This is a genomic window from Aidingimonas halophila, assembly GCF_900106955.1.
In the GTDB taxonomy this organism is placed as follows: Bacteria; Pseudomonadota; Gammaproteobacteria; order Pseudomonadales; family Halomonadaceae; genus Aidingimonas; species Aidingimonas halophila.
Window position 1 is genome coordinate 324,941 of the sequence record NZ_FNNI01000005.1, and the last position, 26,709, is coordinate 351,649.

A 26,709-nucleotide genomic window follows, 5' to 3' on the forward strand; every position below is an offset into this window, starting at 1 on the left:
GCGATACCCGTTTACCTCTCACTCTCTGCGCGTCGTGATTTCCACGGTGGATTCCGTCATCAACCGATGTATGGGACAGCGGTCGGATAACTCCGTCAATCGAGCCAGTTGATCAGGGTCATCAATTCCTTCGAAACGAAGCACGACTTCGAGTCGGTAAAGACCGTGTCGTTCCCGACTTTCATCACGATTGACGATCGCCGTCACGCCGGTGAGTGGCCACCCCTTGCGACGCGCATACATCTGAGCCGTCATCGCCTTGCACGCTCCCAGCGAAAGATCGAAGTAATCATGAGGATCCGGGGCACTCTCATCTCCCCCTACCACATGCGGCGCATCGACGAAAAGCGCTTCGAACTCACCTATTTGCGCCTTCTGGCGATAACGCCCATCACGTTGACTCACGACCGTTACGGCCATCTCAGCTAACCTCGATCCCCAGTTTCCGGACAGCGGAAATCAGGACATCGCGACCGACGGTACCTTCAATATCCGCACCATAACGACCGACTTCCACGCTATCGACACCTTCGAGCATCATCAAGGCAGTGGTGATACGGTTGACCTGATCTGCATTGTCGACGTTCTCGAACGTCAGCGAGTAATGCGCCATGAAACCCCTTAGTAAACGTTCTCGCCCTGGAACGGTAGAGTTTAGCACGCCACTTCGGGTTGAATCCTGCCTATTCATCCCCATCAAAAGAGTACGGACCGCAATCACCATCGTCTTCCAGTAAATGCTTGGGGAGCAATGCATGACCGATTGGACTCATCACCTGGGCGCCACCCGCATCGACGAACGCACACTGACCTTCGATACGCCGACGCCAGCACGTCAGGCCCTGGATACCACGACACTGAGTCCACTGATCCATCTCGGCATACTTGAAGTGGCCGGAGCGGATGCCGAGCGTTTCCTGCAGGGGCAGGCCAGTGCCCAGATCGATCTCGTGCGCGATGGTTTCGCTCCCTTGACCTGTTTCTGTTCCCCCAAGGGGCGAATGCTGGCTAATGCCCAGGTGGCACGTGTCGGCGATGAGCGGTTCTGGTTGATACTCGATGCCTCCCTGACGTCGTCGCTCAAGCAGCACCTCGACAAATTCGCTGTCTTCTACAAGGTGGAGATGACACATCGCGACGATATCGCCATGATCGGTTTGACCGGGGCGGACGCCCCTGCTCTGCTGGAGGCCAGACTCGACATCGAGCCCCCCGGACTCTGGTACGGCCGTGCCAAGGATGACATACAGGTATTGCGCCATCCGGGACCGCGGCCAAGATTACTCCTCTGTCTACCGGATTCCCTGGCCATCCCAACCTGGGAAAAACTTTCCTTGCAAGCTAAGCCTGTCGGAAATGCCGTTTGGCGTCTGCACGATATACAAGCCGGCCTGGCCTGGCTCGACGTATCCCAACAGGACACCTATCTGCCACAGATGCTGAATTGGGAAGCTCTGGGTGGTATCAGCTTCAAGAAGGGCTGTTACACGGGACAGGAAGTCGTGGCCAGGGCCCATTTTCGCGGACAAGTGAAGAAACGGTTGGTGCGAGCCCAATTGGAAGGCGATGTCATACCAGCCAAAGGCACATCGGTAGAGGATGCCAATGGTAAATCACGGGGAGAGGTGCTGACAGCCGAACTCGATGCATATGGGCAGGTGGAAATCCTGGCGGTGATGACGACCCGGGATAGCGACACCCCGCTATCAGTAGCCGGCCAGCGCTTCAAGACACTCAAGCTGCCTTATCCTATCGAGCGACTGGATCCGGAAACACTTGCGGAACCCAGCCAATGATACGACATCACTCGAAACCACATCATGCTGACAGGCCGAACAAACGCTGAGCCGTCGCCGTACTGTCAGTGGCTATATTCGCTGCAGTGTCACTGCGCAGTTCTGCCACAACGTCGCACACACGGGCGAGCTGCGCTGGTTCATTACGCTGCCCCTGAAATCCCGATAGCGGCATGTCAGGGCTATCCGTTTCCAGCACGAAAGTGCTTTCAGGCAACGCCGTTACGGCACGTCGCAATCGCTGTGCCCGCTCATACGTGACCGCCCCTCCCAACCCCAACACGAATCCTAGATCAATGAAGCGTCGGGCCTGCTCCACACTGCCGGAAAAAGCGTGAATCAATCCGCCTGCCGGCAGATCAAGCTGTTTCAAGCGCTTTGCCACCACATCCTGGGCCCGGACGCAGTGAATCACGACCGGCAAGCGGTATCGTTTGGCGAGACGTAGCTGGATATCAAACACTCGCCACTGTGCCTCCCATGTCTCGGTATAGCGTGCATCGATACCGCACTCCCCGACTGCCACGATACCCGTCTCGCTCAATATCCGCTCCAGCACCGTTTCATCACCCGGCTCATGAGCCTGCATGAAGCAGGGATGCATGCCCAGACAAACACTCACTTCGGATCGTTTTCCCAGAGCCAAGACATCCGGCCAGCGCCGCCGGGTCGTTGCCGGCACCACCATATGATTGACACCAGCCCTTTTCGCCCGGGCCAATACTGCCTCTCGATCGGCATCGAAATCCGGAAAATCCAGATGGCAGTGGGCGTCAATCAACATTGGAGATTATCTCAATGCTCTCGTGTTGCAGCAAAACGAATATCGGGCCAGCGCTCCTGGGTCATCTGTAAATTCACCCTGGTGGGAGCGATATAGGTCAGATAGTCCCCACCATCATAAGCCAGATTCGCGCTCGCCTTGCGCTTGAAGTCTTCGAGCATCTTGGGATCATCACAGTAGACCCAGCGCGCCGTATGGACGTTCACCGCTTCATAGATACAGTCCACCTTGTACTCTTCCTTCAGACGGTGGGCCACCACATCGAACTGAAGCGAGCCTACGGCGCCGAGGATCAGATCGTTGTTATCCAGCGGCATGAAGACCTGCGTCGCACCTTCTTCCGAAAGCTGCTTCAACCCTTTCTGCAACGCCTTCATCTTCATGGGATCCTTGAGTCGTACCCGCTTGAAGAGCTCCGGGGCAAAGTGCGGAATGCCGGTGAAACGCATATCCTTGCCTACGGTGAACGAGTCACCTATCTGGATCGTGCCGTGATTGTGCAAGCCAATGATGTCACCGGACCATGCCTCTTCGACTTGCTCCCGGTCGGAGGCCATGAACGTCAACGCATCAGCGATCTTGACGTCCTTGCCCAGCCGAACGTGACGCATCTTCATGTTCTTGTGGTACGTACCGGAACACACACGCAGAAACGCGATGCGGTCACGATGATTAGGATCCATGTTGGCCTGGATCTTGAACACGAAGCCCGAAAAGGCTTCATCGTCCGGCTCGACGATTTCCTTATCCGTTTCCCGGGGTTGCGGCGACGGTGCGTATTCCACGAATCCATCGAGCATCTCGCGTACGCCGAAATTACCCAGGGCCGTGCCGAAGTAGACTGGCGTGAGTTCACCGCGTCGATAAGCATCGAGATCGAACTCATGCGATGCGCCACGAACCAATTCCACTTCCATGCGAAGTTCTTCGGCCTGGGCTTCGCCGAGGACCTCATCGACTTCAGGGCTATCCAGTCCTTCGATTCGGCGATCCTCGGGTATGCGATGTCCCTGGCCCTGCGTATAAAGGTGGATCACATCATTATAGAGATGGTAGACCCCCTTGAAATGTCTCCCCATCCCGACAGGCCAGGTCATCGGCGCACACTGGATATTGAGCACCGTTTCGATTTCATCCATGACTTCGATGGGATCGCGCGTATCCCGATCCAGCTTATTGATGAATGTCAGAATCGGCGTTGTCCGCAAGCGACAGACATCCATCAATTTGATGGTACGCTCCTCGACACCCTTGGCCGCATCGATCACCATCAGCGCGGAATCCACCGCCGTTAGCGTTCTATAGGTATCTTCCGAGAAATCCGCATGGCCTGGCGTATCCAGCAGGTTGACGACGCGTCCCTGATAAGGAAACTGCATCACCGAGGTGGTGACAGAAATGCCTCGCTCCTGTTCCATCTTCATCCAGTCGGAAGTCGCGTGACGATCATTACGTTTGCTCTTGACCGACCCTGCCAGTTGGATGGCATTGCCGAACAGCAGCATCTTTTCGGTGATGGTCGTCTTGCCCGCATCCGGGTGCGAAATGATAGCGAAAGTTCTTCTGAGCCCGACTTCCCGGGCTAACGGCGTCTCTGACATTGAGTGTGTTTCACGAACGTTGTGTCATCACGTCGCAAGCGGAGTATCCTTTAGCGCGTGATGCGATGAATGGGAACGCCAAGATTTTACGGAGTCATGGCCGCCTCGTGTAGCCCTTTCTGCCAGAATATCCATCGGGCGACCAAGGAGATGACATGCCCCCAGCCCTACCTCCACCACTGTCGACCCCAAACCGCAATCTGGTTCGTCTGACCATTGTACGAGGGATCACCTGGACCGGCTATCTGGCTGCTATCATCTTCGGCATTGAAGTTCTGGGATTCCAGTTGCGGGTTCTCCCAGTCATCAGCGTGATCATCGCCATGGGGCTCGTCAATGTCGTGACCTGGTGGCGCCTCGGCCGTCCACGTGCAGTAACCGATACCGAGTATCTCATCCATCTGCTCATCGACCTGACGGGGCTGACCCTGCTTTTCTACTACACAGGAGGCTCCACCAACCCCTTCATCACCTATTACCTGGTGCCTGTCACCATTGCCGCCGCAACGCTTCCCTGGCGCTATGCCTGGATCATCGCCTGTGTGGCCATGGCTAGCTATACCTACCTCATGTGGTTCTATGAGCCAGTGCCACAACTGAGTCACGGCGTTGTCGGTCCCGGCATCAACCTCCATGTGCTGGGAATGTGGCTCAATTTCGGACTGTCCACGGGACTGGTCACGTTCTTCATTTTCAAGATGGCACACGCCCTCAGGCGCCGGGATCAGACACTATCACGAACCCGTGAAGCTTCCCTGCGAAACGAACAGGTGCTCGCTGTCGCCACCCAGGCCGCCGGTACGGCTCACGAACTCGGCACACCGCTATCGACGATGGCGGTATTACTCTCGGAAATGAAACAGGACGCCAAAGGCAACGCCGCTCTCGAGCAGGACATCGACCTGCTACGACAGCAAGTGGATACCTGCAAGTCACGATTGCAGACCATGGTGGACAATGCCGACCGCCGCCGTCTTTCCGAACCGGAATTCAAGTCAGCCGAACAATGGTTGTCCAACGTCGTACAACGCTGGCTGGTGCTACGGCCGGATGTCAGTCATCGGCTGGAAATTGCCGAAAAACGAGGCCAGCCCCGGCTGGCAGTCGATGCCACGCTGGAACAGGCACTGATGAACCTGCTCAACAATGCAGCGGATGCCAACCCGAACCAAATCATCATCAGCCTGGACTGGGACAAGGACGAGATTATAATCGATATCCGCGACCACGGCCCCGGCGTCTCCATGTCGATTGCCGATCAATTGGGAGAGACCTTTGTTTCGACCAAATCCAAAGGAATGGGCATCGGATTGTTCTTGACTCATGCCACCATCAATCGCTTCGGCGGTGGCGTCAGCCTGTACAATCACGAAGAGGGAGGCACGCTGACCGAGGTGACGCTCCCTCGTGCGGACAGCGGCACCACATGACGAGGTATACGAGGACATCATGCAAAAGCATTCGCAACGACTGTTGATCATCGACGATGACGACATGTTCTGTCATGTCATGCAGCGCGCCATGACGAGGCGCGGTTTCGACGTCAGCGTGGCCCACGATGCCGAACAAGCCCTATCGCTCGCGCAAGAATCGCAACCAGAGATGGCAACGCTGGATTTGAAGCTGGAGGAGACATCCGGGCTGAAGCTACTTCCCGACCTTCTCAACGTCGTCCCCGATTGCCGGATCGTAGTACTGACCGGATATTCCAGCATTGCTACCGCGGTCGAGGCGATCAAGCTCGGCGCGGTGAACTATCTGTGTAAACCGGCCGATGCCGACGACATCATGACCGCTTTCGGCAAAGAAGAAGGCGATCCCGACGCGAGCCTTGCCGACAGTCCACCCTCGGTCAACCGTGTTACCTGGGAACACATCCAGAAGGTGCTACAGGAAAATGATGGCAACATCTCCGCCACCGCGCGTGCATTGGGTATGCATCGTCGGACCTTGCAGAGAAAATTGCAGAAGCGGCCGGTCAAAAGATAAAACCGCTGGCGACATTACTGCGCCGTCCACCCCAGGTCGATATTCCAGCTCGATCCGGTCACGGCGCTGGCGTCATCCGATACCAGATAGGCAACCAGCGAAGCAACTTCCGATGGGTCAATCAGCCGCTTGATGGCGGCATTCTTGAGCATTATCTGTTCGATCACTTCCTGCTCTTCCATGCCATGCATACGTGCCTGATCAGCGATCTGGTTATCCACCAGCGGCGTCCTTACATAAGCGGGACAGATAGCGTTGGCGGTAATGCCATCACCACCCCCTTCAAGCGCTGCGGTCTTGGTCAAACCGATCAGGCCATGTTTGGCACTGATATATGCCGCCTTGCCCGGAGAAGCCACCTGAGCATGAACCGAGGCAATGTTGATGATACGCCCCCACCCCCCCTTACGCATGTAGGGCCAGGCTGCCTGAGACAGCAGGAAGGGAGCCGTCAGCATAAGGTCGATAATGTGACGCCACTTGGCTTCGGGAAAGGCCTCGATGCTATCGACATGCTGAATACCGGCGTTGTTGACGAGAATATCCAAATGACCAAAACGTTTGACCGCTTCGGCGACAGCACCTCGACACGCCTCGGGATCGGTCAAATCACCCTGCATGAACGCCGCCCCGGCACGATCGGCCTTCTGTTGGCCATCGGCATTGAAATCCACGGCCAACACTTGATGACCCAATCGGCATAGCTGTTCGACCACCGCTTCACCAATCCCGCTGGAAGTCCCTGTCACCAAAGCGACCCTGGGTATCGCATTGTCGTTCATGCTTCACTCCTGAGTGTGAGGGGATAGACATACTCGTCGCTGGTCCAGCATAGCATTATCCCTGGTGATCAGCCCCGGTAGAGGATGTCATCACTCGTTGAAGCAAATACTGAGCCAACCGATTGGCGTCCTCGACCCCATCGAACTCATGCATGTCATCGAGCAGCTGACAACGCCACAACCAACGTCCGTCAGGGAGATGCTCCGCCACGAAGGGATACTCACCATCAGGCAATCGCTTCAGGCGCTGTTCGCCGTCCGCCGGGACCACCCTGTGAGGCGTGGCCGGTATCAAGACCAGAGACAGTGCCAGTGGCGTGATCAATGCACCACACAGTTCATCCCCCCAAGGCTGACAACAGAGCAGGTCGACGCTCAAACGCGAGTTGCGATGCGCCGAGTGCTTGAATGCCGACAGATGGTGTCGATAGTAACAGCGCGACAATTCGCGTAACTCTTCATACTGGCTTTGGCTCAGCGCCTGCATCGATTCTCTCTCCTTCGCATCGGCATCATAGGTTGAGACCAGGCAGGATGTCATCACGAACTGTTAGAATGGTGAATCACCGACGACAGTTTGCCAGGAGAGTTCATGCGACTCACCGAACGCCTCGACAGCGCTATCGATATTGCCACCCGGGCAGGCCAGCAGATCCGTGAGGCACGCCAACATCAAGAGTTCGACCGCCATTACAAACAAGGTAGCGAGCTGGTCACTGACATCGATGTCGCCGTCGACACGGCAATCGGTGACGCCCTGGAAGCCCGGTTCCCTGACGAACATCGGCTCACCGAAGAACTCTCACCGGACCAGCAATCACTGGACTTTCAGCAACCGCTGTGGGTCATTGACCCGATCGACGGTACTGTCAATTTTGCCCAGGGACTGGCTCATGTTGCCGTATCCATTGCCTGGGTCAAAGAAGGACAGGTTCAACTCGGTGTTGTTCACGCGCCATTCCTCAATGAAACGTTCACGGCCATTCGCGGTCAGGGCGCCTATCGAAATGGTGAACGGATCCGTGTCAGTCGTGCTGACAAACTGGCGCGAAGTCTCGTGGCCACCGGCTTTCCCTACCGCCGTGATAGCCGCACCCCGCTGATGCGACGACTGACCGCCATACTGACCAACTGCCAGGATATTCGCCGCAATGGCTCGGCCGCGCTTGATCTGTGTGATGTAGCCTGTGGTCGTCTCGATGCCTATTACGAAAGTGTCAAGCCCTGGGATTTCGCCGCCGGACTCCTCATTGCAAGGGAAGCCGGGGCAAGGACCGGACATCTCTATCCCTGTCCGCAAGGCATGCCAACCGACCTGTATGGCGAAAATATCGTCGTCAGTGCACCGGATATTTATGGCAGCCTGACCGACTTGTTGAAACGCGCCGATGCCGATAGAGTTATCGACTCATGACCCCGTCCCATAGCGACGACTTATGACTGGCGTAGTCAGAGACTATTGGCCTGTCCTATTCGACTAAGGGATGATACGAAACAGTTTATCCACCATTTCACCGATGACTTATTTTGCGTTGCAAGGAGGGACTGATGTTCGTTGTCATTTTCGGCCGTCCCGGCTGCCCGTTCTGTGTACGGGCCAAAGAACTCGCAGACCAACTTAGCGACGCTGGAGCCATTTCCGGCTTTCGTTATGTTGATATCCACGAAGAAGGAATCACCAAGGCCGATATGGAGAAGACCATCGGTGAACCCGTGGAAACCGTTCCCCAGATCTTTGTCGACCAGACGCACATCGGTGGCTTCACTGAATTCGATCAATACGTGAAAGACAAGGCCCTGATTCCCGAGACGACAGCCCAGTGGTAAGAACTTCTCTGTGTCGATCAAAGGCCGCTCCCGGGAGCGGCCTTTTTCGTGCCCATCATGATCTCAATCAATCTTCATGCAAGTGAGTGTGCAACCCTCCTGCACATCCTCTACAGTCAAGGATTGTCATCCGCACACCTAACGGGCACCAGGATACCTCTCCCATGAACATCTCCTCGGCTGACGATACGGCATCCCCCCCACATCACCATGATACCGGCGTCCGACACAGGCAATTGATCGAGTCGACGCGTAACTATCCGCCGATCCGCACAGCCGTCGTTCATCCCTGTAGCGCCTCATCGCTCGGCGGCGCATTGGCATCCTGGCGGGAAGGGCTGATCGAACCGGTGCTGGTGGGGCCCTGGGCCCGTATCAAGGCAGCAGCAGACGACCTGGCCGTCAATCTCGATGATTTCGACATCATTGATACCCCACACAGTCATGCCAGTGCGGAACGTGCCGTCGCTCTGGCAGCGACCAAGGGGGTTGCCGCGCTGATGAAAGGATCGCTGCACACCGATGAGCTGATGACTGCAGCATTGTCCCGAGCCGCCGGACTTCGAACCGAGCGGCAAATGAGTCATGTTTATGCGCTGGATGTGCCCAGCTATCCATTACCACTACTGATCACCGATGCCGCATTGCATATTGCTCCCGATCTTACGGCTAAATGCGACATCGTTCAGAATGCCATCGAGCTCGCTCATGCACTGGCGATCGAATGCCCCAAGGTCGCCATCCTGTCGGCTGTCGAGACCGTCAAGAGCGATATCCCGTCGACGCTGGACGCCGCAGCATTATGCAAAATGAGCCAGCGTGGTCAGATTACGGGAGGTATTCTTGATGGACCTCTGGCCATCGACAATGCTGTCTCTCATGATGCCGCACGCCAGAAAGGCATCGAGTCCGAGGTCGCAGGACAGGCCGATATACTGATGGCACCGGACCTGGAAGCCGCCAACATGATCGCCAAACTGCTTATCCATCTTGCCGGTGCACAAGCGGCAGGCATCGTCCTCGGTGCCCGCGTTCCCATCATGTTGACCAGTCGGGCCGACGATATTTCAAGCAGACTGGCGTCCTCGGCCATCGCTCTGCGTCTGGTCCATTACCATCCCGACTATCTATGAAGGAACTGGGTGCCATGTCTTCCGTTCTGGTCATCAATACCGGGTCATCGAGCCTGAAATTCGGTATCTACGCTGATCAGCAGCCTGTGATACGCGGTGTCGTCGAACGGGTCGGCTCTCGACCGACGTTGACCCTTTCACATGACAATGTCGATGGCGACGATTTTCCTGCCGCGGAGAGAGGTCATAAAGCGGCCGCCTCCGCGCTGCTCGATTGGCTCGATAGCCATGAATACCTGACCGATATCCAGGCAATCGGCCATCGGGTCGTGCACGGCGGACAACGCCTGCAAGGACCGGTATTGCTGGATGCGACTGTCAGGGACTATCTGGCATCCTTGATCCCGCTGGCTCCGCTGCATCAACCCCAGGCCCTGGCAATCGCCGAACATCTTCAGGATCGTTATCCGGAGTTGCCGCATGTGGTTTGCGTCGATACCGCCTTCCATCGCACTCAGCCATGGGTCAATCAGCAGTTTGCCCTACCTCGCCACCTCATGGACAACGGCATCCTGCGTTACGGATTTCACGGGCTCTCCTATGCCTCCATTGCCCGTCGTCTCGGACAGTATCTGGGAGAGAAGGCCGATGGTCGCATCATTGTTGCCCACCTGGGGCAAGGATGCAGCCTGTGTGCACTGCACCGCCGGCAGAGCCAAGCCACCTCCATGGGGTTTACAGCGCTCGACGGCCTGATGATGGGGCGTCGTTGTGGCAGCCTCGATCCAGGCGTCATCCTCTATCTTCAACGACAGCAGGGTTGGAGTGCCGACGCCGTGGAACACATGCTTTACCATGATAGTGGCCTTTACGGTGTGTCCGAACTCTCCGATGATCTGCGCGATCTCGAAGTCAGCGACGACCCGAAAGCCCAACAAGCCATCGACTTGTTCATCAATCGTGTGACTCAAGGCATTGGGGCACTCTGCGCCCTTTTGGAAGGACTCGATGCGCTGGTATTCACCGCCGGCATCGGTGAACACAGCCACAGCATACGCAACGCGGTTTGCCGCCGACTGGCATGGCTGGGTATCCGGATCGACGATCATGCCAATGAATGTCACGCTTCACGGATAGATGCCGGACGAGGCCCTGCCGTACTCGTCATACCCACTGATGAAGAAGAAGAAATTGCCATCGCGACACGACGAATGGCGGCATATCCCCACCCAGGGCCCTCTGGCCGGGAATGACCGGCATGCTCTCCGATCGTCACTCTGGCGTTGAATGCTCATATATTATCTGGGCCTATACTCGGGACAGGAACGGTTCCCACACATAGCCTCCAGGGATTGGACCGCTTCCTTCGCTTGCCGACAAGTCGCACGGAGGGAACATCCAGATGCAACGCCAGGAATTCCTGCAACAATTATGGCTGGACTACATTCACAGGCACCCCGATATCGGGGCGTTACGTTTATGGCCGTTAGATAGCATCCCGGAATATTTCGTCATACTGACGCTCAATCACCGCCAGTTTTCCATCGAGAATCTCATGCCCACCCTGGGGCATTTCGGCTACCGGCGGGTCGAACGTTACGCCATGGCTGACCGTGGTCTGCTGATTTCACTCATGGCACCGCCGGATCATGGAGCCTGGTTGATTCTCTGCGAGTTGCAGCTGGGCACATTGACGCGTGATCCCCGCCATTATCTGGAAACCTTGATCGCACAAGCTCCAGCATCCCACTTTCGTGGCCAGGACAGGCTCTGCCATGGGCGTCCATGGCCGATGCCCGACAGAGAAAGCTACCGGAAGCTCCAAACGGCACATCCCATGGCCGCATGGCTCGCCGTGACGGGTCCTCGCTTGCATCACACCGGATTCGATTGCGAGCGCCTGGGCAGCGACCTGCCACATCTGGATCAGCAAATGCAACAAGCGGGGTACATCGGGCACCCCGATCGGCATCATGGTGTGTTCCCGATATCTCCACTGCTCAACTACCGCTATTATCCAAGCTCGCCGCAACGACTCATTTTTAGCGGCGGTGATGAGCATCGTGAATCGCTGGGCGGCATCGCGCTGGTGCAGAAATGCCTGCCGAGCCACCAGGAACGAGCCGCCGAATTATTGCTACCACTCCATACGCGCTGCGAAATTGCCTGATCTACAAGCAGCGAGACAAGGCGACTTCAGAGGACGAAGTCGACCCAGACGCCCCCTGCCTCGGCTGATTCCAATGCGCGCGTGATGAATAGCATACCTTCCACACCATCATCGATGCCGGGAGTACTCAATGTCAGCGGATCGGCATCGCGCCCGGCATCCAGTGCCCGAATGCGTTCTGCAAAATCACTGTACAGCTGAGCGAAGGCCTCGAGGTACCCCTCCGGATGCCCGGGCGGTATACGCACCCCGGCACGCGCGGCATCACCCAACGCCGGCCCATTGCGTGTCAACGTACGCGGTGGCTCTCCAAGTGGTGCATGAATCAAGTGGTTGGGATCCTCCTGGTACCACTCCAATCCCCCTTGGCTGCCATACACGCGCAATTTCAGGCCATTCTCGTTCCCCGAAGCCACTTGACTCGACCATAGCATGCCACGGGCACCGCCCTTGAAGCGCAGCATCATCTGCACATTGTCATCGAGAACACGTCCCTCGACGAATGCATGCAGATCAGCCATCAGAGAGTCGACCTCCAACCCTGTGACAAATCGCGCCAGATGGTAAGCGTGGGTACCGATATCGCCCAGACAACCCGCCGGGCCACTGCGTTGCGGATCCGTCCGCCATTCAGCCTGTTTGACACCGCTATCTTCCAGTCGAGTGGCGAGCCAATCCTGCGGGTACTCGACCTGGACGACTCGCAACTCACCCAACTCTCCCGCTGCAACCATGTCACGGGCCTGGCGCACCAGCGAATAACCGCTGTAGTTATGGGTCAGTCCGAAGAAGCGACCACTACGTGCGACCAGCGTCGCCAAGGTCCGGGCATCGTCAAGAGAGGTCGTCATGGGCTTGTCGCAAATGACATGGATACCGGCTTCCAGAAAGCATTTGGCGACATCGAAGTGCAGATGATTGGGCGTGACAATCGCCACGACATCGATACCATCGTCGCGCTCACTCTCCCTCTCTGCCATCGTCCGATAATCGGGATAGGCGCGCGCCTGTGGCACATGCAATTCCGCAGCCGCCGCCTGACTGCGTTGCGGATCAGAGGCAAACGCCCCTGCCACCAGTTCATAGTGATCGTCGAGGCGAGCCGCAATGCGGTGCACCCCACCGATAAAGGCGCCCGGTCCACCACCGACCATCCCCAGTCTCAGTCGACGGTTGGCAGTCTCCTCGTTGCTCATCGTCATTCCCCTCGTTCAGTCGAGTCCCAGAATACGTCGATTGGCTCTATCGTCCGAGCCACCATCCGCGAAATCATCGAACGCGCGCTCGGTCACCTCTATGATGTGATCGCGAATGAAAGCGGCACCCTCTCGCGCACCAACTTCCGGATGCTTGAGACAGCATTCCCACTCGAGCACTGCCCATCCGTCGTAATCGTTGGCGGCAAGCCATGAAAAGATCCGCTTGAAATCAACCTGCCCGTCACCCAGAGAGCGGAAACGCCCCGCACGTTCGGTCCAGGACTGGTAGCCGGAATAGACCCCCTGCCTGGGGCTGGGATTGAACTCGGCATCCTTGATGTGCGCCATTTTGATGCGTTCACGATAAATGTCCATGAAGCCCAGATAATCCAGTTGCTGCAGGATCAGATGGCTGGGGTCGTAGAGGATATTACAGCGTGGATGGTTGCCGACGCGCTCCAGGAACATTTCGAACGTGATGCCATCATGCAGATCCTCACCGGGATGAATTTCATAGCAGAGATTGACCCCTGCCTCGTCAAAGGCGTCGAGGATCGGACGCCAGCGCCTGGCGAGTTCATCGAAAGCGGCATCTATCAGTCCGGGCGGCCGTTGAGGCCACGGGTAAACGAAAGGCCACGCCAGCGCGCCCGAAAAGGTACCATGATCAGAAACGCCGAGATTGCGTGACGCCCGTGCCGCCAGCTTCAGTTGCTCAACCGCCCACGCCTGACGAGCCGCCGGATCCCCTTTGACCTCAGGGGCGGCAAAGCCGTCGAAGACGTCATCGTAGACCGGGTGCACAGCCACCAGTTGTCCCTGTAAATGGGTGGAAAGCTCGGTCAGCTCGACACCGTTCTCCGCCAACGTGCCCTTGATCTCATCGCAATAGGTCGTGCTTTCGGCAGCCCGCTTGAGATCAATCAATCGGGTATCCCAACTGGGGAGCTGGACGCCCTTGTAACCATGGCCCGCCGCCCAGGCTGCAATGGTATCGAGACTGTTGAACGGGGCCTCATCTCCAGCAAATTGGGCGAGAAAAATCGCCGGTCCCTTGATCGTTTTCATAATCCACTCCGGAAATCGACAATATGAACCTGATGTTCGAACGGGAGGTCCCTTCCCCCCGTTCGGCGGGGCACTCAGAACGGAGAATCGGGATAGTAATACTGCTCGGCATTGTCCTCGGTGATCAGCGGCGACCCGAGAATGTACTCACCGACAACCGGCCCGTTGGACATATAGTGCTGTACCGTCAGATCCATGGCCGTGGCAATCATCGCGGGTGGATACAGCACATCGACAGGAACGAGGTCATCGCCTTCCATGACTCGTTCGATGATATCCTTCATGCCGGCGCCACCAACGATGAAGAGCTCATCCTCGCGCTCTGCCTGTTTGACCGCCTCTATCACACCGAGCGCCGTATCATCGTCCTGGGCCCAGACCGCATCGATATCGTCGAAGCGCGACAGGAAGTCCTGCATCACCTCGAAACCGTCATCACGATTCCAGTTCGCATGCTGCATATCGAGAATATTGATGTCAGAGCCCTCGATGGCGGACTCGAATCCCTCGACACGCTCATCATCGATCACGGTCGGAATGCCGCGCAGCACCACGATGTCGCCTTCACCGCCCAGTTCGTCACGGATGTACTCACCGGAGACACGCCCCATCTCGTAGTTGTTACCAGCGACATAGAGATCTTCGATACCGTCTTCAGTCAGTCCGCGATCCACCACAGTGACGAAAACGCCCTCCTCTTTCACCCGCCTTACCGGGTCAGTCAACGGACCGGATTCGAACGGCAACACCACCAGCGCATCGATATCGCGCAGTGAAACCAGATCCTCCAGATCATTGGCTTGCTCGCCGGGATCGCTCGCTGTAGCGATGGTGATGGAGACATCCGGATACAATTCCTCCAGTCGCTCCTTGGCTTCTTCCGCGTGGAAGTTGACTCCACCCGTCCACCCATGGGTGGCAGCCGGAATCGAGACACCGATGGTGTACTCGTCGGCTGACGCCATCATTGGCATCCCCAATGCCGCTGTCGATACGCAGACAGCCAGTGTTTTCTTCATGCCAGACATTGTCATGCTCCTCTCCTGCTTATGCTTGTTGTATTTGCCGGGGGCGGCAAGCGCCGACTCATGGCCCCGGAGTTCTCCACGCCGCACGCTGCAGGTACACCGCCACAATGATGATGATTCCTTGCACCGTGCCGTTGAGATAGTTGGAAATCGCATCGGTCAGATTGAGGATATTGCCGATCATGGTCAGCATGATCGCCCCGACCACCGTGCCCCAGATACGACCATGCCCTCCCTTGAGAACGGTGCCGCCGATGATTACCGCCGCAATCGCTTCAAGCTCCCACAAGACGCCGGTTGCTGCCGAGGCCGAGCCCAGGCGAGGCACATAGACCATCGTCGCCAGGGCGACACAGATCCCTTGCAGGACATAAGTCAATGTCTTGACCCGATCAACGTGAATGGCGCTGTACTCGGCCACTTTCTCGTTCGAGCCGATGGCGAAACAGTAACGCCCGAAACGGGTGTAGTTGAGCAGAATGTATCCGGTTACAGCGACTATCAAAAAAGCCCAGACCGGTATCGGGATGCCCAGCAGGCTATCGTAATAGACAGGCCGGTAAACATCGCGAACATTCCAGTCCAGGGTCAAGGTACCGCCATCGGCCAGATACGTGACCAGCGAGCGATAGATCCCCATAGTGCCTAGCGTCACGATGAAGGCTTCGATTTTTCCCTTGGTCGTAACGAGGCCATTGATGAAGCCGGCACCGATGCCCAGGATCAACGAGGCGCCCACTCCAATCAGCACCGTGACCAAACCGGGACCGAACTGATCAACCAGACTGTTCATGATCAGGATCATGACACCGGCAATGAACGCCGCCATCGAGCCCACCGAAAGATCCAACCCACCGGCGGTGATGACGAAGGTAGCCCCGACAGCGATTATTCCGATGAATGCACTACGGGTGAGCATGTTGGAGAGGTTGTCCAACCCCAGAAAGGCCGGATTGATCAGCACCCCGAGAATAGCGAGCGCCAGCAAGGCAATGAACGGCCCCCACGTTTTGAAATCCACCCCGGTAAGACGCTGCTTGACGGGGCTGCTCTCAGGCAAGACGTTGCTCATTCACTTCCCTCCCCTTGATCCCGGATGCGTACTGCATGATTTCCTCCTCGTTGATTCGCTCACCTTCGAGAACGCCGGTCAGCACACCGGCGCACATCACGGCAACGCGATGAGACAGGCCGATGAGCTCAGCCATCTCCGAAGAGATGAGAATCACGGAGCGGCCGGCATCGGTGAGTTCCCGGATAAAGCGATAGATTTCCTGCTTGGTTCCGACGTCGATGCCACGTGTCGGTTCATTGATGATCACGATCTCGGGGTCGATCGACATCACCTTTGCCAGCAACAACTTCTGCTGATTGCCACCGGAGAGTTCCGCCACGGTCCTGGCTTGGGTCCGAAGACGGATATCGAACTGGTCGAGCGCCTTCTGAAATGCCTGCTCCTCTTGATGTCGATCGATCAGCGGATGGCAATAGGCGCGAAGGTTCAAGAGTGTGAGATTCGGACGCAACCCCATGTTGAGTACCAACCCTTTCCCCTTGCGATCCTCTGTGAGATAGGCAATACGGTGCCGTACGGCGTCACGCAAATGACGAAAATTCACCGGTTGGTCGTGATGCCACACCTCACCGGATGAGCGCGGACGGAGTCCGAGAACCGCCTCGATCAGAGCCGTACGTCCTGCACCGATCACGCCGCCGAATCCCAGCACCTCCCCCCGCCGCAACGTAAAACCGGCGTGATGCACCGCTCCCGGCACAGAGATGCCACGCGCCTCAAGTACCGTCGGAGCGTCAGTGTCAACGGGCGTCTTGGGAGGATACATTTCCGTGATCTCGCGCCCCACCATCCGCCGTGAAAGTCCCTCCTTGTCACGGTCAGCCGCTGGCGCAGTGTCGATCAGATGACCATCACGCAATACCGTGACCCGATCGGCAATCTGTTCGATTTCGCGCAGCTTATGGGAAATGTACAGAATCGCTACGCCACGTTGGCGCAATCGCCAAATCAAGTCGAACAAGACTTGCACTTCCTGCTCGGTCAACGACGCCGTCGGTTCATCCATGATCAGGACGCGCACATCGCGGGTGATAGCCTTGGCAATTTCGACCATCTGCTGGTCCGATGTCCCCAGATCGCGAACCCGGGCACGTGGGTCGACATGGGTTTCCAGCTCAGCCAACGCCGCCTGACTACGACGACGCATCTCCCGATGATCCAGAAATGGACCACGACGTATCTCACGGCCCAGGAAGATGTTCTCCTCGACGGTCAATTGATCGGCCAACGCCAATTCCTGATGAATCATGACCACGCCATCCGCTTCCGCCTCGCCACTGGAACGATAGCGACGCGGCTGCCCTCCCATGATCACCTCTCCGCTCGACGGTGACAGGTAGCCACAGAGAATACGCACCAGCGTGGATTTACCGGCCCCATTTTCGCCCAGCAAGGCGTGTACCTCACCTGCGTTCAGCGCCAGGTCAACATCGAACAACACCTGGTTGTCGCCAAAAAAGCGACAGATCCGCCGTCCTTCCAGCAAGACGTCCTGATTCATCGGCATCCGCCTATCCTATTCTGGTCGAGAGCAGTACCGCTTCGTTAGTTGATTTCATGAGCGCCAGCATCGCTGCCAATGGTCATTGTCCACGAAGCCAGGCTCACGGATCGCCACCCGAACTGGTTTTACTTTAGACACTAAATTAAATTCCCACCTATGCCACTTTTGTCGCATCAGGCGCCGAAAGATACCCGGAAAGCAATGCACTGTCGCCGATGGTCATGCCAGCGATCCTGATTTACGGCTCCCGCCCCTTGATATAACGTTGTCAGTAACACAGAACGAGTCATCTACCTCATGACCCTGCCTCTCAACGACATCACCCGCCGTGATAACACCCTGGCGCTACTGCGCAGCTTACGAACTCATGGCCCCACGGCCCGTGTGGATCTGGGCGCCATGAATGGCATCAGTTCAGCGACCGTGACATCGATCACCGCGGACCTTCTGAAGCAGGAATTGATTGTCGAGCTTCCACATGATGCGCATCGAAACGGCGGACGCGGTCGACCGAAAACGCTGATCGAACTCAATCGCGATGCCGCTTGTGTGATTTGCGTGAAGTTGTCGATCAACGAGGTGCAGATCGTGGTGGGGGATTTCAGCGGCCATATTCGGCACAGCGCTCATTTCACGCTAACGACGCAGTCATTGACGCCGGCGCAACTGAGCGATTTCCTGGAAACAAGGATCAGCGAGGTCCATGCCACCATGAAAGCCTCTTGGCAGCGGGTAGCAGGCATTTGCCTTGCAGTTCAGGGCGTCGTATCGCCGGTCAATGGCACGATCATCTGGTCGCCGGCGCTGGGTTTTCGCAATGCTTCCTTTGCGGACCACCTGGCTGACGTATTCAACTGCCCCGTCCTGTTGGAAAACGATGCCAACTGCATTGCCAGAATACTCGCCGAACAGCCGGAATATTCGTCGTATCCGAATCTGGTCGTGATCATGCTGGGTTACGGTATCGGCATGTCAGTGTTGATCGACGGCAAACCCTTCCTGGGGTCGCAGGGATCAGCGGCGGAGTTCGGACACAGCAAGTATGAACCGGGAGGTGCGCTATGCGCCTGTGGACGTCGTGGTTGTATTGAAGCCTACACCAGCGATTACGCGCTCTATCGAGAGGCCCGTTCCATGCTGGCGCTTCCGGCCGGTGACAGTGCGCACCCTTCACATGACCAGATGCAGACCTTGACGCAGTTAGCGCTTCAGGGCGATCCGGTTGCCCGCCAGATTTACGACAAGGCCGGTCGAGCGCTCGGCTTCGGTATCGCCAATGTGCTGGCGCTCTTCAACCCGGACCTGGTCTTGATTACCGGGTCGGGCGTGAGAGGCTACGATGCCATGCGTCCTTCGCTGGAGAGAGCGCTTCGCGAGGCTCTGGTCGATGAACTGATCGGTGCAAGCCAGTTGGCAACCTGCCCCTGGGAACGGGACATGACGTGTCTTGGCGGTATTGCCATGACGCTCCAGGCCATCGAACCGGATCTCCTGGTAACGCCGCCCTGATTGCCTTCCCACACGCCAGACACACGCTCTCGCCCCACACTCGCTTGCCGATATGTCTCGATATCGATCAACGATGATGGGCGTGCTCCCCAGCGTCTTCCTCATCCAGGAACGCCAACGGCTCCAGCTGCAGATCCAGCTCATATTGTTGGGGCTCGTGGCGTGGATCCAGTTCACTGTGATAGTGCATGGTTTCCAGAACGGGAACCGCCACATAGGGCTCCTGTTCCACTTCGGGCTCATAGCGGCGTGCTCCATGCAGATTCACCACCACGAACATGGCCAGTGTCAGAGCCACCGCGCCGAGAAACAACCATAGCCCATCCGGACCGGTGACCTTCATGACCAACGAGGCCGTGAACGGACCCACGATCGAGCCGATGCCGTACCACATCATCAGTTTGGCATTGGCGGCAACGATTTCCTCGGGTTCCAGCCAATCATTGGTATGCGCGAGACTGATCGAGTACAGCGTATGCAACATTGCCGTATGAAAGCAGGCCACGACCAACAGCATGGCAAAGCTTTCCCGAGCGGCCAACGAGATGAACACGCCGGCAATCGCCATGACGATGGCCATGATCAGGATGACCTTGCGCCGATCGAAATGATCGGAAATACGTCCCAGGCTCCACTGAGCGACCAGCGCAACCAGAGTAGTGATCGACATGAATTGGGCCGTTTGCGAGGTACTCAAGCCGATTTCCTGACCGTAATAGGGAGTCATGGCAAAAAACGACTGAACCATCAAACCGGCGACGAAGGCTGATACCAGACCGACCGGTGCCCGTTGATACAAGGTCCGCACGCGAATTTTGAGCGGTACCAGATCAGTCGTGCGGCTGGGGCCGTGAATACGATGAATCGACAGCGGTACCAGAGACAATGCGAACAACATGCCGGTCACGGAAAACAGTGTCATCGTCGCCGGATCGGCCAGGTTGAGCAACCACTGTCCTCCCGCAAGCGACGACGTGGAAATGACCATGTACCACGCCAGTACCCGTCCACGATTATCGTTGGTCGACTCCCCCGATACCCAGGATTCCATTACCATCAACAAGCCCGCTGTCGCGCCACCACCGAACACTCGCCACACCAGCCAGGCCCAGGGATTGACCCATAATCCATGCAGCATCGCCGTCACTGCCAGCATGGCGGCACATGCGGCGAAAACACGGATGTGTCCAACCGCACGTATACGCTTTTCAAGCCAGTAGCTGCCACAGACGAATCCAACGGAAAAACTCGACATCAGCAACCCGGCCATCTGCGATGGAAAACCTTCCAGCGACATGCGCACGCCAAGCAGCGTCATGATCAGCCCATGACCCAACAGAAAACTGATCTCGCATAGGAACAGGATCGGCAATGTTGCCGGGATGCCGCGCAAAACGCCCTCCTCAACCAATGGGTCATGACGGGAAACCGTTGATGGCGGACGGCATTCTACAACCTCTACCCCCGCTTTCCACCCCCCACCATGTCGCACGGTGAAAGTTATTCACCGATACTGTGGATAACACTGTGAAAAATCGCTGCACATATCAACACAGCCAGCGCGAGCAGCAGAAACGACACGGTTTGGTCGTTTTTTCGACAACCGCTTCTTTCGTCGTACACCCTGAACTTGTGCGCTGCAATACCTAGGCACGGCGCCCAAAGGGTGGCAGGCTTATCCGTAATGCGATAGCCAACACAATCACCGGGGGTCGGCATGTCCAATCCGTTATGGCAACCGTCACAAGCGGATATCGAAGCCACACAGTTACATGCATTGATGTGCCATATCAGCGCTTCGTACGATGTCACGCTCAATGACTATGCATCGTTCCATGCATGGAGTGTCGACCATCTGGAGACATTCTGGTCCGTGTGGTGGGATGAATCCGGCGTTATCGCCGAATCCAAGGGAGACACCGTGCTCGAGCGACCGGATGCCATGCCTGGTGCTCGCTGGTTTCCCGAAGCACGCCTCAACTTCGCAGCCAATCTACTACGACGTCGCGATGATCATCCCGCTCTCTTGGTCACCGACGAGCGCCGACGCCGCAAGGAGATCAGTCATGCCGAACTCTACCGGCTGGTTGCCAAGCTAGCCCATTCTCTGCGCCAGAGCGGTGTCACGCCTGGCGACCGTGTTGCCGGATTCGTTCCCAACAGTGAACACGCGGTCATTGCCATGCTCGCATGCGCCAGCATCGGAGCCGTCTGGTCGTCTTGTTCCCCGGATTTCGGCTTCCATGGCGTGCTCGACCGGTTCGGGCAAATTCAGCCCAAGGTGCTGATCACTACTGATGGCTATACCTGGAACGGCAAGCCGATCGACACCCATGAACGTCTGGTGCAAATCAGTGAAGCGATAGACTCTCTCAACCAGGTCGTCATCTTTTCCTTTCTCAACGACGAACCGACCACCCGGGGAATCGACAAGGCCGTGGTGTGGGATGATTACCTCAACAATGAGGCCGAGGAGGTCATCTTCGAGCCGCTGCCCTTCGACCACCCACTCTATATTCTCTACTCTTCCGGCACGACAGGCGCGCCGAAGTGTATCGTTCACTCCGCCGGTGGCACCCTGCTTCAACATCTCAAAGAGCATCGGTTGCATACCGATATCAACGATCAGGACGTACTGTTCTACTACACCACCTGCGGTTGGATGATGTGGAACTGGTTGGTTTCCGGGCTAGCCTGCGGCGCCACGCTGGTGCTCTACGATGGTTCCCCATTCTCTCCGGATCCCGACGTCCTATGGCGCATGGCGGAACGTGAAGGCATCACGGTTTTCGGCACCAGTGCGAAATATATCGCTGCCTGCGAAAAGGAGGGATTGCAGCCGGGCCGTAGCTTCGATCTTTCGCGTTTGCGGGCCATTCTCTCTACAGGGTCGGCACTGACGCATGAGTCATTCGATTATGTCTACCGTGAGATCGGTAACAACCTGTTGCTGGCCTCGATTTCAGGCGGTACCGATATCGTCTCCTGCTTTGCGCTAGGCTGCCCCATTCGCCCGGTCTATCGTGGCCAGCTTCAGTGCCGCGGCCTGGGCATGGCCGTCGACGTCCTCGATGACCATGGACAGCCGCTGCGGGGGGAAAAGGGAGAGTTGGTCTGCTCGCGCCCCTTTCCCTCGATGCCCATCGGTTTCTGGAACGACCCTGATGGCGAACGCTACCGCGATGCCTACTTCAGCACCTATCCCGGTATCTGGGCGCACGGCGACTATGCCGAAATCACGCCTGAGGACGGTTTGATCATCCATGGTCGTTCGGATGCCGTTCTCAACCCCGGCGGCGTTCGTATCGGCACGGCAGAAATTTACCGTCAGGTCGAAAAAGTCGACGGTGTGCTCGAATCGCTCTGCATCGGTCAAGAGTGGGGGGATGATGTCCGGGTGGTACTCTTTGTTCGGCTGCGTGAGGGGACCACGCTCGATGAGTCGATGCGTGACGAGATCCGCCGTACGATCCGAGCCAATACCACACCTCGCCATGTGCCGGCTAAAATCATTCAGGTCAGAGACATTCCCCGCACACTCTCCGGCAAGATCGTGGAACTGGCGGTGCGCAACGTCGTTCATGGACGCCCGGTCAAGAATCAGGATGCGCTTGCCAATCCGGAAGCACTCGAGCTGTTCGACAATCTGCCGGAACTCGATGACTGACAGATAACACAGGAAGTCACGTTGATACGCCTACTGGGCACATTCCCGACCTTGCAGTAGCATGTAGCTGCCAATAACCATCCAATAAGCTACCTGATTGCAAGGAGCAGGGAATGTCGACCCTGAAAGGGTTCGTCAGTGTATGTCTGCTGTGTCTCAGTACATTGATCTGGACACCGCCGCTGCTGATACTGACGTTGATCAAACTGTTCATGCCGACCAGACAGTTGCAACTGCGAGTGCTTGGTGGTCTGAACCGGATCGCGCTCAACTGGATCGGTACCAATTTATGGTGGATGCGCCGCTGGCTGAAACCGCAGTTGAGTAGCGTGCTTCCCGAGACGCTGTCCCGGGATGGGTGGTGGTTGGTCATTGCCAACCACTGCTGCTGGACCGATATCTTCGTCTTGCAGATGGCACTTCACCGACGCATCCCCATGCCACGCTTTTTCCTCAAGCGGGAACTTTTCTGGGTACCGATCGTAGGCCTGGCCTGGTGGGCATTGGAGTATCCATTCCTGCGTCGATATCGGCGCGAGCAGGTCCAGCAAACTCCGCAACTGGCCGAACGGGACAGGCGTGAAACAGAACGGATGTGCCGAAGAGCTCAGGATATGCCGATCGCCATCTACAACTTTGTTGAAGGCACCCGTTTCACCCCTGCCAAACATACAGCACAACAAAGTCCGTATCGCCACCTCCTGCGTCCCAAAGCCGGAGGGACGGCACAAGTGATTCGCCTCATGGGCCATCGCTTGAGTGGTATTCTTGACGCGACGTTGATCTATGCCCATCCCGCCCCCTCGTTCTGGCGTTTTCTGTGCGGCAGGGAAGGTCCCATTCAACTCGAGATTCACCATTTGAATGTCCCCGCCTGGATGACTGCCGGCGATTATCATCAGGATCCCGACTATAAGGAACGTTTCCAGACATGGCTGAATGCCCTGTGGCAAGACAAGGATCGTCGCATCGATACCTCCTCGTGACGCTGATTCTCACGCTGGTCGTTCTGGCAGGTTGTGCTGCCCCGTCTCCGGGTACGTCGCGCTTGAAATCCATTACCGGTCAATGGATCGAGGTACAACGTGGCGACACACTGGGCGCCATCGCCAGGCGCGCCGGTGTGCCCGTGGAGCGGCTGTCGCGGTTCAACCCGGATACGGATCCGGACAGACTTCTCATAGGGCAACGTCTGCTCGTTCCCACCCAGCAGGAACGCGCTCCGAGAGATGGCCCCTATCGCTATCAAGTCCGACCCGGCGATACCTATACCGCCATTGCACAACATTTCGATACCCGGACATCACGTATCCAGAAAGCCAACCCACGCGTGGAGCCGACGCAACTGGCGGTCGGCCAGCTGATCCAGGTTCCATTGGCCAAGACATCCTCTCGTCCGTCCTCTTCGACGCCTCAAAAACCGGAGACGCCGGCGGTCGCCTCCACATCGTCTCCCGAGTCATCCGATGACAACGAGCCACCCGACAATACCCAAGACTGGTCCTGGCCACTCGATGATTACCGGATCGAACGTGACTACGGCAAGAATCAGCATGGCACCTTGCAACCCATGTTGCTGGCCACGACACAAGGCGCACATGCCAGAGCCGTCGCCGATGGCGACGTCAAGTTCGCAGGCAGCATGAGGCAGTTGGGGCGCGTGGTCATCATCCATCATCCCAATAATCTGCAGAGTGTGTATGCACAGTGCGATACATTGGATGTCGATGCCGGCAGTACCATCGAACAGAACAGTCCGGTCTGCAAAGTGGCGAGGAACAACGTGACGCAGCGCTACGACTTGCTCTTCGACATGCGTCGGGGAGGAAAGCCAATGGACCCGCAACGCCTGCTGCCGTAACTCCCCCAGGATAATGTCATCATTCGTTCACACTCCTGTCGGCAAGCTGTCATGTCCCGGCGCGACGCTACGGTCATGCACATCGTCAGGAGATAGCCATGCGCGTTTGCCTGGTCAGCGAAACGTGGACACCGGATGTCAACGGAGTTGCCCATACCCTCAACCAGCTAAGCAGGGTACTAACCCAACGTGATGTCTCCCTGCAACTGATTCGCCCTCGCCCGCGGGGAGAAACGCAACGCGCTGACAACGTACAAGCAGAGCTGCAGGTTCGTCCTCTGCCACTACCCGGGTATGATGCCGTCCAACTGGGACTGTGCAGAGCCAGGTATATCATGTCGTTCTGGCGTCAACAGTGCCCTTCCGTCGTCTATATTGCGACCGAAGGCCCTTTGGGGTGGGCGGCACTTCACGCCGCCAGACGTATGGCTATTCCTGTCGTCAGTGGCTTTCACACCAACTTTGATCGTTATGCCAATGACTATGGTGTGGGATGGCTATCCGGCAGTATCCAGGCGGTCCTGCGTCATTTTCACAACCGTACGCAGATGACTCTGGTCCCCACCGAAGCCCAGGCCGCCCAGCTTCGCAACGATGGCTTTCATCATGTCCGTGTGCTCGGTCGCGGGATCGACAGTCGTCACTTTCATCCCCGCAAGCGAGATCCCGTGCTACGGCATCAATGGGGAGTGTCGGAGACGCAGCCCGTCGCCTTACATGTCGGACGCCTGGCAAACGAAAAGAATCTCGACCTGCTGGTCGAGAGCATTCACGCCATGCAGCGTGTTCAACCCGACCTGGTGACCGTCCTGGTAGGAGACGGGCCAATGCGCAAGACACTGCAGGAACGGCTTCCAGACACCGTATTCACCGGTTTCATCGACAACCAGGAACTGGCAAGGCATTACGCCAGTGCCGACATCTTTCTCTTTCCTTCCTGTTCGGAAACCTATGGCAACGTGGTCATCGAGGCCATGGCCAGCGGTCTCGGCGTTATCGCCTTCGACGATGCCGCCGCCGCCGAATTGATCGATAACGATCACAACGGCATCAAGATCCCGTTGGGAGACAATGCAGATTTCGTCACCAAGGCCGTCATGCTGTGCCAGCATCCAGCCACCTACTCACGGCTGGGTCATGCTGCACGGCAACGTGTCTTGTCACGCAGTTGGACACAAGTGGCGAATGAGTTCCTCGACACATTACAGCAAGTCCAGGAGGTGGCGGATGACGCCTCGCATCCCTGCCGTCTTTGAACGGCTAGACGCGCTTGAATGGCAACTATGTCAACGGCTGGCCAAGACCGGCAGCCAACGACGCTACTTGATGGTACTGCGCGTTGCCAGCCGCCTCGGTGATTGGCCGCTCTGGGTCGCCTTGATTCTCGCCCAGCCCCTCTGGCACGGACCGGCGGGCTGGCAACTCAGCGTTCATTTCACCCTGAGTGCATTAGTCGCGATCGGCATCTATCGGTTGATCAAGACAAGGGCTTGTCGAGAGCGCCCTTCGATCACTTATCGAACCATTCCTTGCACCACCGCCGCACGTGACCGTTACAGTTTTCCCAGTGGTCATACCCTGCATGCAGTCATGTTCTCACTATTCACGGCAGCGACTGCGCCAATGGTGCTGATCGTCATCCTGCCATTGGCCTGTCTTATCGCGATGTCTCGTGTCGGACTGGGGCTCCATTACATCAGCGATGTCATTGGAGGCGCCATGCTCGGTGCAACACTCGCGATCGTTGCCTTGACCTGGTTGCCGGCGATATGAACC

General features: G+C 57.1%; 26 protein-coding genes. 14 read left to right on the forward strand and 12 right to left on the reverse strand.

Annotated features, from left to right (window positions below; all coding sequences use genetic code 11):
* Positions 1–18 precede the first annotated feature (18 nt).
* On the reverse strand, positions 19–420 hold the full coding sequence (locus BLW01_RS11600) for an OsmC family protein (protein WP_092569839.1): 402 nt from the start codon (positions 418–420) through the stop codon (positions 19–21).
* A gap of 1 nt (position 421) precedes the next feature.
* Complete coding sequence (locus tag BLW01_RS11605; RefSeq protein WP_092569841.1) at positions 422–613, reverse strand: hypothetical protein; 192 nt, start codon at positions 611–613, stop codon at positions 422–424.
* 142 nt (positions 614–755) lie between these two features.
* Here BLW01_RS11605 and ygfZ point away from each other — a divergent pair, with 142 nt between their 5' ends.
* Entirely contained in the window at positions 756–1,796 is a 1,041-nt protein-coding gene (gene ygfZ, locus BLW01_RS11610) for a CAF17-like 4Fe-4S cluster assembly/insertion protein YgfZ (RefSeq protein ID WP_092569843.1), read from the forward strand.
* 22 nt (positions 1,797–1,818) lie between these two features.
* On the opposite strand, the gene BLW01_RS11615 is transcribed toward ygfZ, so the two are convergent.
* Both BLW01_RS11615 and BLW01_RS11620 read right to left on the reverse strand, forming a co-directional pair.
* Positions 1,819–2,580 carry a TatD family hydrolase gene (locus BLW01_RS11615; RefSeq protein WP_092569845.1) on the reverse strand — a complete coding sequence of 254 codons (762 nt, stop codon included), beginning with the start codon at positions 2,578–2,580 and terminating at the stop codon, positions 1,819–1,821.
* Positions 2,581–2,591: 11 nt separating this feature from the next.
* The gene (locus BLW01_RS11620; protein WP_092569847.1) at positions 2,592–4,181 is read right to left on the reverse strand and encodes a peptide chain release factor 3; all 1,590 of its coding nucleotides are present in this window, start codon (positions 4,179–4,181) and stop codon (positions 2,592–2,594) included.
* Between the two features lie 155 nt (positions 4,182–4,336).
* On the opposite strand from BLW01_RS11620, the gene BLW01_RS11625 reads away from it, so the two are divergent.
* Both BLW01_RS11625 and BLW01_RS11630 read left to right on the forward strand, forming a co-directional pair.
* Complete coding sequence (locus BLW01_RS11625) at positions 4,337–5,611, forward strand: ATP-binding protein (protein ID WP_092569849.1); 1,275 nt, start codon at positions 4,337–4,339, stop codon at positions 5,609–5,611.
* Between the two features lie 19 nt (positions 5,612–5,630).
* The gene (locus tag BLW01_RS11630) at positions 5,631–6,170 is read left to right on the forward strand and encodes a response regulator transcription factor (RefSeq protein ID WP_092569851.1); all 540 of its coding nucleotides are present in this window, start codon (positions 5,631–5,633) and stop codon (positions 6,168–6,170) included.
* A gap of 14 nt (positions 6,171–6,184) precedes the next feature.
* Here BLW01_RS11630 and BLW01_RS11635 read toward each other — a convergent pair whose 3' ends face one another.
* On the reverse strand, positions 6,185–6,952 hold the full coding sequence (locus BLW01_RS11635; protein WP_092569853.1) for a 3-hydroxybutyrate dehydrogenase: 768 nt from the start codon (positions 6,950–6,952) through the stop codon (positions 6,185–6,187).
* A 55-nt stretch (positions 6,953–7,007) separates the two neighbouring features.
* Positions 7,008–7,439: a [NiFe]-hydrogenase assembly chaperone HybE gene (hybE, locus tag BLW01_RS11640; RefSeq protein WP_175529824.1), complete on the reverse strand. Its 432-nt coding sequence runs from the start codon at positions 7,437–7,439 to the stop codon at positions 7,008–7,010.
* A 105-nt stretch (positions 7,440–7,544) separates the two neighbouring features.
* On the opposite strand from hybE, the gene BLW01_RS11645 reads away from it, so the two are divergent.
* The 5 genes from BLW01_RS11645 (at position 7,545) to BLW01_RS11665 (ending at position 12,022) form a co-directional block, all read left to right on the forward strand.
* Positions 7,545–8,366: an inositol monophosphatase family protein gene (locus BLW01_RS11645; protein ID WP_092569857.1), complete on the forward strand. Its 822-nt coding sequence runs from the start codon at positions 7,545–7,547 to the stop codon at positions 8,364–8,366.
* A gap of 134 nt (positions 8,367–8,500) precedes the next feature.
* Entirely contained in the window at positions 8,501–8,779 is a 279-nt protein-coding gene (locus BLW01_RS11650; protein ID WP_092569859.1) for a GrxA family glutaredoxin, read from the forward strand.
* Between the two features lie 164 nt (positions 8,780–8,943).
* Complete coding sequence (locus BLW01_RS11655) at positions 8,944–9,912, forward strand: bifunctional enoyl-CoA hydratase/phosphate acetyltransferase (protein ID WP_092569861.1); 969 nt, start codon at positions 8,944–8,946, stop codon at positions 9,910–9,912.
* Between the two features lie 14 nt (positions 9,913–9,926).
* Positions 9,927–11,105 (forward strand): acetate/propionate family kinase, encoded by a 1,179-nt coding sequence (locus BLW01_RS11660; protein ID WP_092569863.1) that lies wholly within the window; start codon positions 9,927–9,929, stop codon positions 11,103–11,105.
* Between the two features lie 149 nt (positions 11,106–11,254).
* The gene (locus BLW01_RS11665) at positions 11,255–12,022 is read left to right on the forward strand and encodes a VOC family protein (protein WP_092569865.1); all 768 of its coding nucleotides are present in this window, start codon (positions 11,255–11,257) and stop codon (positions 12,020–12,022) included.
* 26 nt (positions 12,023–12,048) lie between these two features.
* On the opposite strand, the gene BLW01_RS11670 is transcribed toward BLW01_RS11665, so the two are convergent.
* The 5 genes from BLW01_RS11670 to BLW01_RS11690 all read right to left on the reverse strand — a co-directional run bounded on the left by BLW01_RS11670 (position 12,049) and on the right by BLW01_RS11690 (position 17,899).
* Entirely contained in the window at positions 12,049–13,218 is a 1,170-nt protein-coding gene (locus BLW01_RS11670) for a Gfo/Idh/MocA family protein (RefSeq protein ID WP_229806413.1), read from the reverse strand.
* Between the two features lie 15 nt (positions 13,219–13,233).
* On the reverse strand, positions 13,234–14,289 hold the full coding sequence (locus BLW01_RS11675; RefSeq protein ID WP_092569867.1) for a sugar phosphate isomerase/epimerase family protein: 1,056 nt from the start codon (positions 14,287–14,289) through the stop codon (positions 13,234–13,236).
* Positions 14,290–14,363: 74 nt separating this feature from the next.
* Positions 14,364–15,323: an ABC transporter substrate-binding protein gene (locus tag BLW01_RS11680; RefSeq protein WP_229806414.1), complete on the reverse strand. Its 960-nt coding sequence runs from the start codon at positions 15,321–15,323 to the stop codon at positions 14,364–14,366.
* Between the two features lie 52 nt (positions 15,324–15,375).
* Complete coding sequence (locus tag BLW01_RS11685) at positions 15,376–16,389, reverse strand: ABC transporter permease (protein ID WP_092569871.1); 1,014 nt, start codon at positions 16,387–16,389, stop codon at positions 15,376–15,378.
* Positions 16,370–17,899, reverse strand: coding sequence for a sugar ABC transporter ATP-binding protein (locus tag BLW01_RS11690; RefSeq protein ID WP_229806415.1), 1,530 nt, complete (start codon positions 17,897–17,899; stop codon positions 16,370–16,372). Before BLW01_RS11690 ends, BLW01_RS11685 begins: the two co-directional genes overlap by 20 nt.
* A 294-nt stretch (positions 17,900–18,193) precedes the next feature.
* Between BLW01_RS11690 and BLW01_RS11695 the strand changes: the two genes are divergently transcribed.
* Positions 18,194–19,405, forward strand: coding sequence for an ROK family transcriptional regulator (locus BLW01_RS11695; RefSeq protein ID WP_092569873.1), 1,212 nt, complete (start codon positions 18,194–18,196; stop codon positions 19,403–19,405).
* A 67-nt stretch (positions 19,406–19,472) separates the two neighbouring features.
* Here BLW01_RS11695 and BLW01_RS11700 read toward each other — a convergent pair whose 3' ends face one another.
* Complete coding sequence (locus BLW01_RS11700; protein ID WP_092569875.1) at positions 19,473–20,798, reverse strand: MFS transporter; 1,326 nt, start codon at positions 20,796–20,798, stop codon at positions 19,473–19,475.
* A gap of 324 nt (positions 20,799–21,122) precedes the next feature.
* Between BLW01_RS11700 and BLW01_RS11710 the strand changes: the two genes are divergently transcribed.
* From BLW01_RS11710 to BLW01_RS11730, 5 genes are all read left to right on the forward strand, one after another.
* Positions 21,123–23,072, forward strand: coding sequence for an acetoacetate--CoA ligase (locus BLW01_RS11710; protein WP_092569879.1), 1,950 nt, complete (start codon positions 21,123–21,125; stop codon positions 23,070–23,072).
* Positions 23,073–23,185: 113 nt separating this feature from the next.
* Positions 23,186–24,058 (forward strand): acyltransferase, encoded by an 873-nt coding sequence (locus BLW01_RS11715; RefSeq protein WP_092569881.1) that lies wholly within the window; start codon positions 23,186–23,188, stop codon positions 24,056–24,058.
* Entirely contained in the window at positions 24,055–24,933 is an 879-nt protein-coding gene (locus BLW01_RS11720; protein WP_229806416.1) for a M23 family metallopeptidase, read from the forward strand. The genes BLW01_RS11715 and BLW01_RS11720 overlap by 4 nt, the downstream gene beginning before the upstream one ends.
* A 98-nt stretch (positions 24,934–25,031) precedes the next feature.
* Positions 25,032–26,189, forward strand: coding sequence for a glycosyltransferase family 4 protein (locus tag BLW01_RS11725; RefSeq protein WP_092569884.1), 1,158 nt, complete (start codon positions 25,032–25,034; stop codon positions 26,187–26,189).
* A complete protein-coding gene (locus tag BLW01_RS11730; protein WP_092569886.1) occupies positions 26,161–26,706 on the forward strand; it encodes a phosphatase PAP2 family protein in 546 nt (181 codons plus the stop codon). The genes BLW01_RS11725 and BLW01_RS11730 overlap by 29 nt, the downstream gene beginning before the upstream one ends.
* The last annotated feature ends 3 nt before the right edge of the window (positions 26,707–26,709 follow it).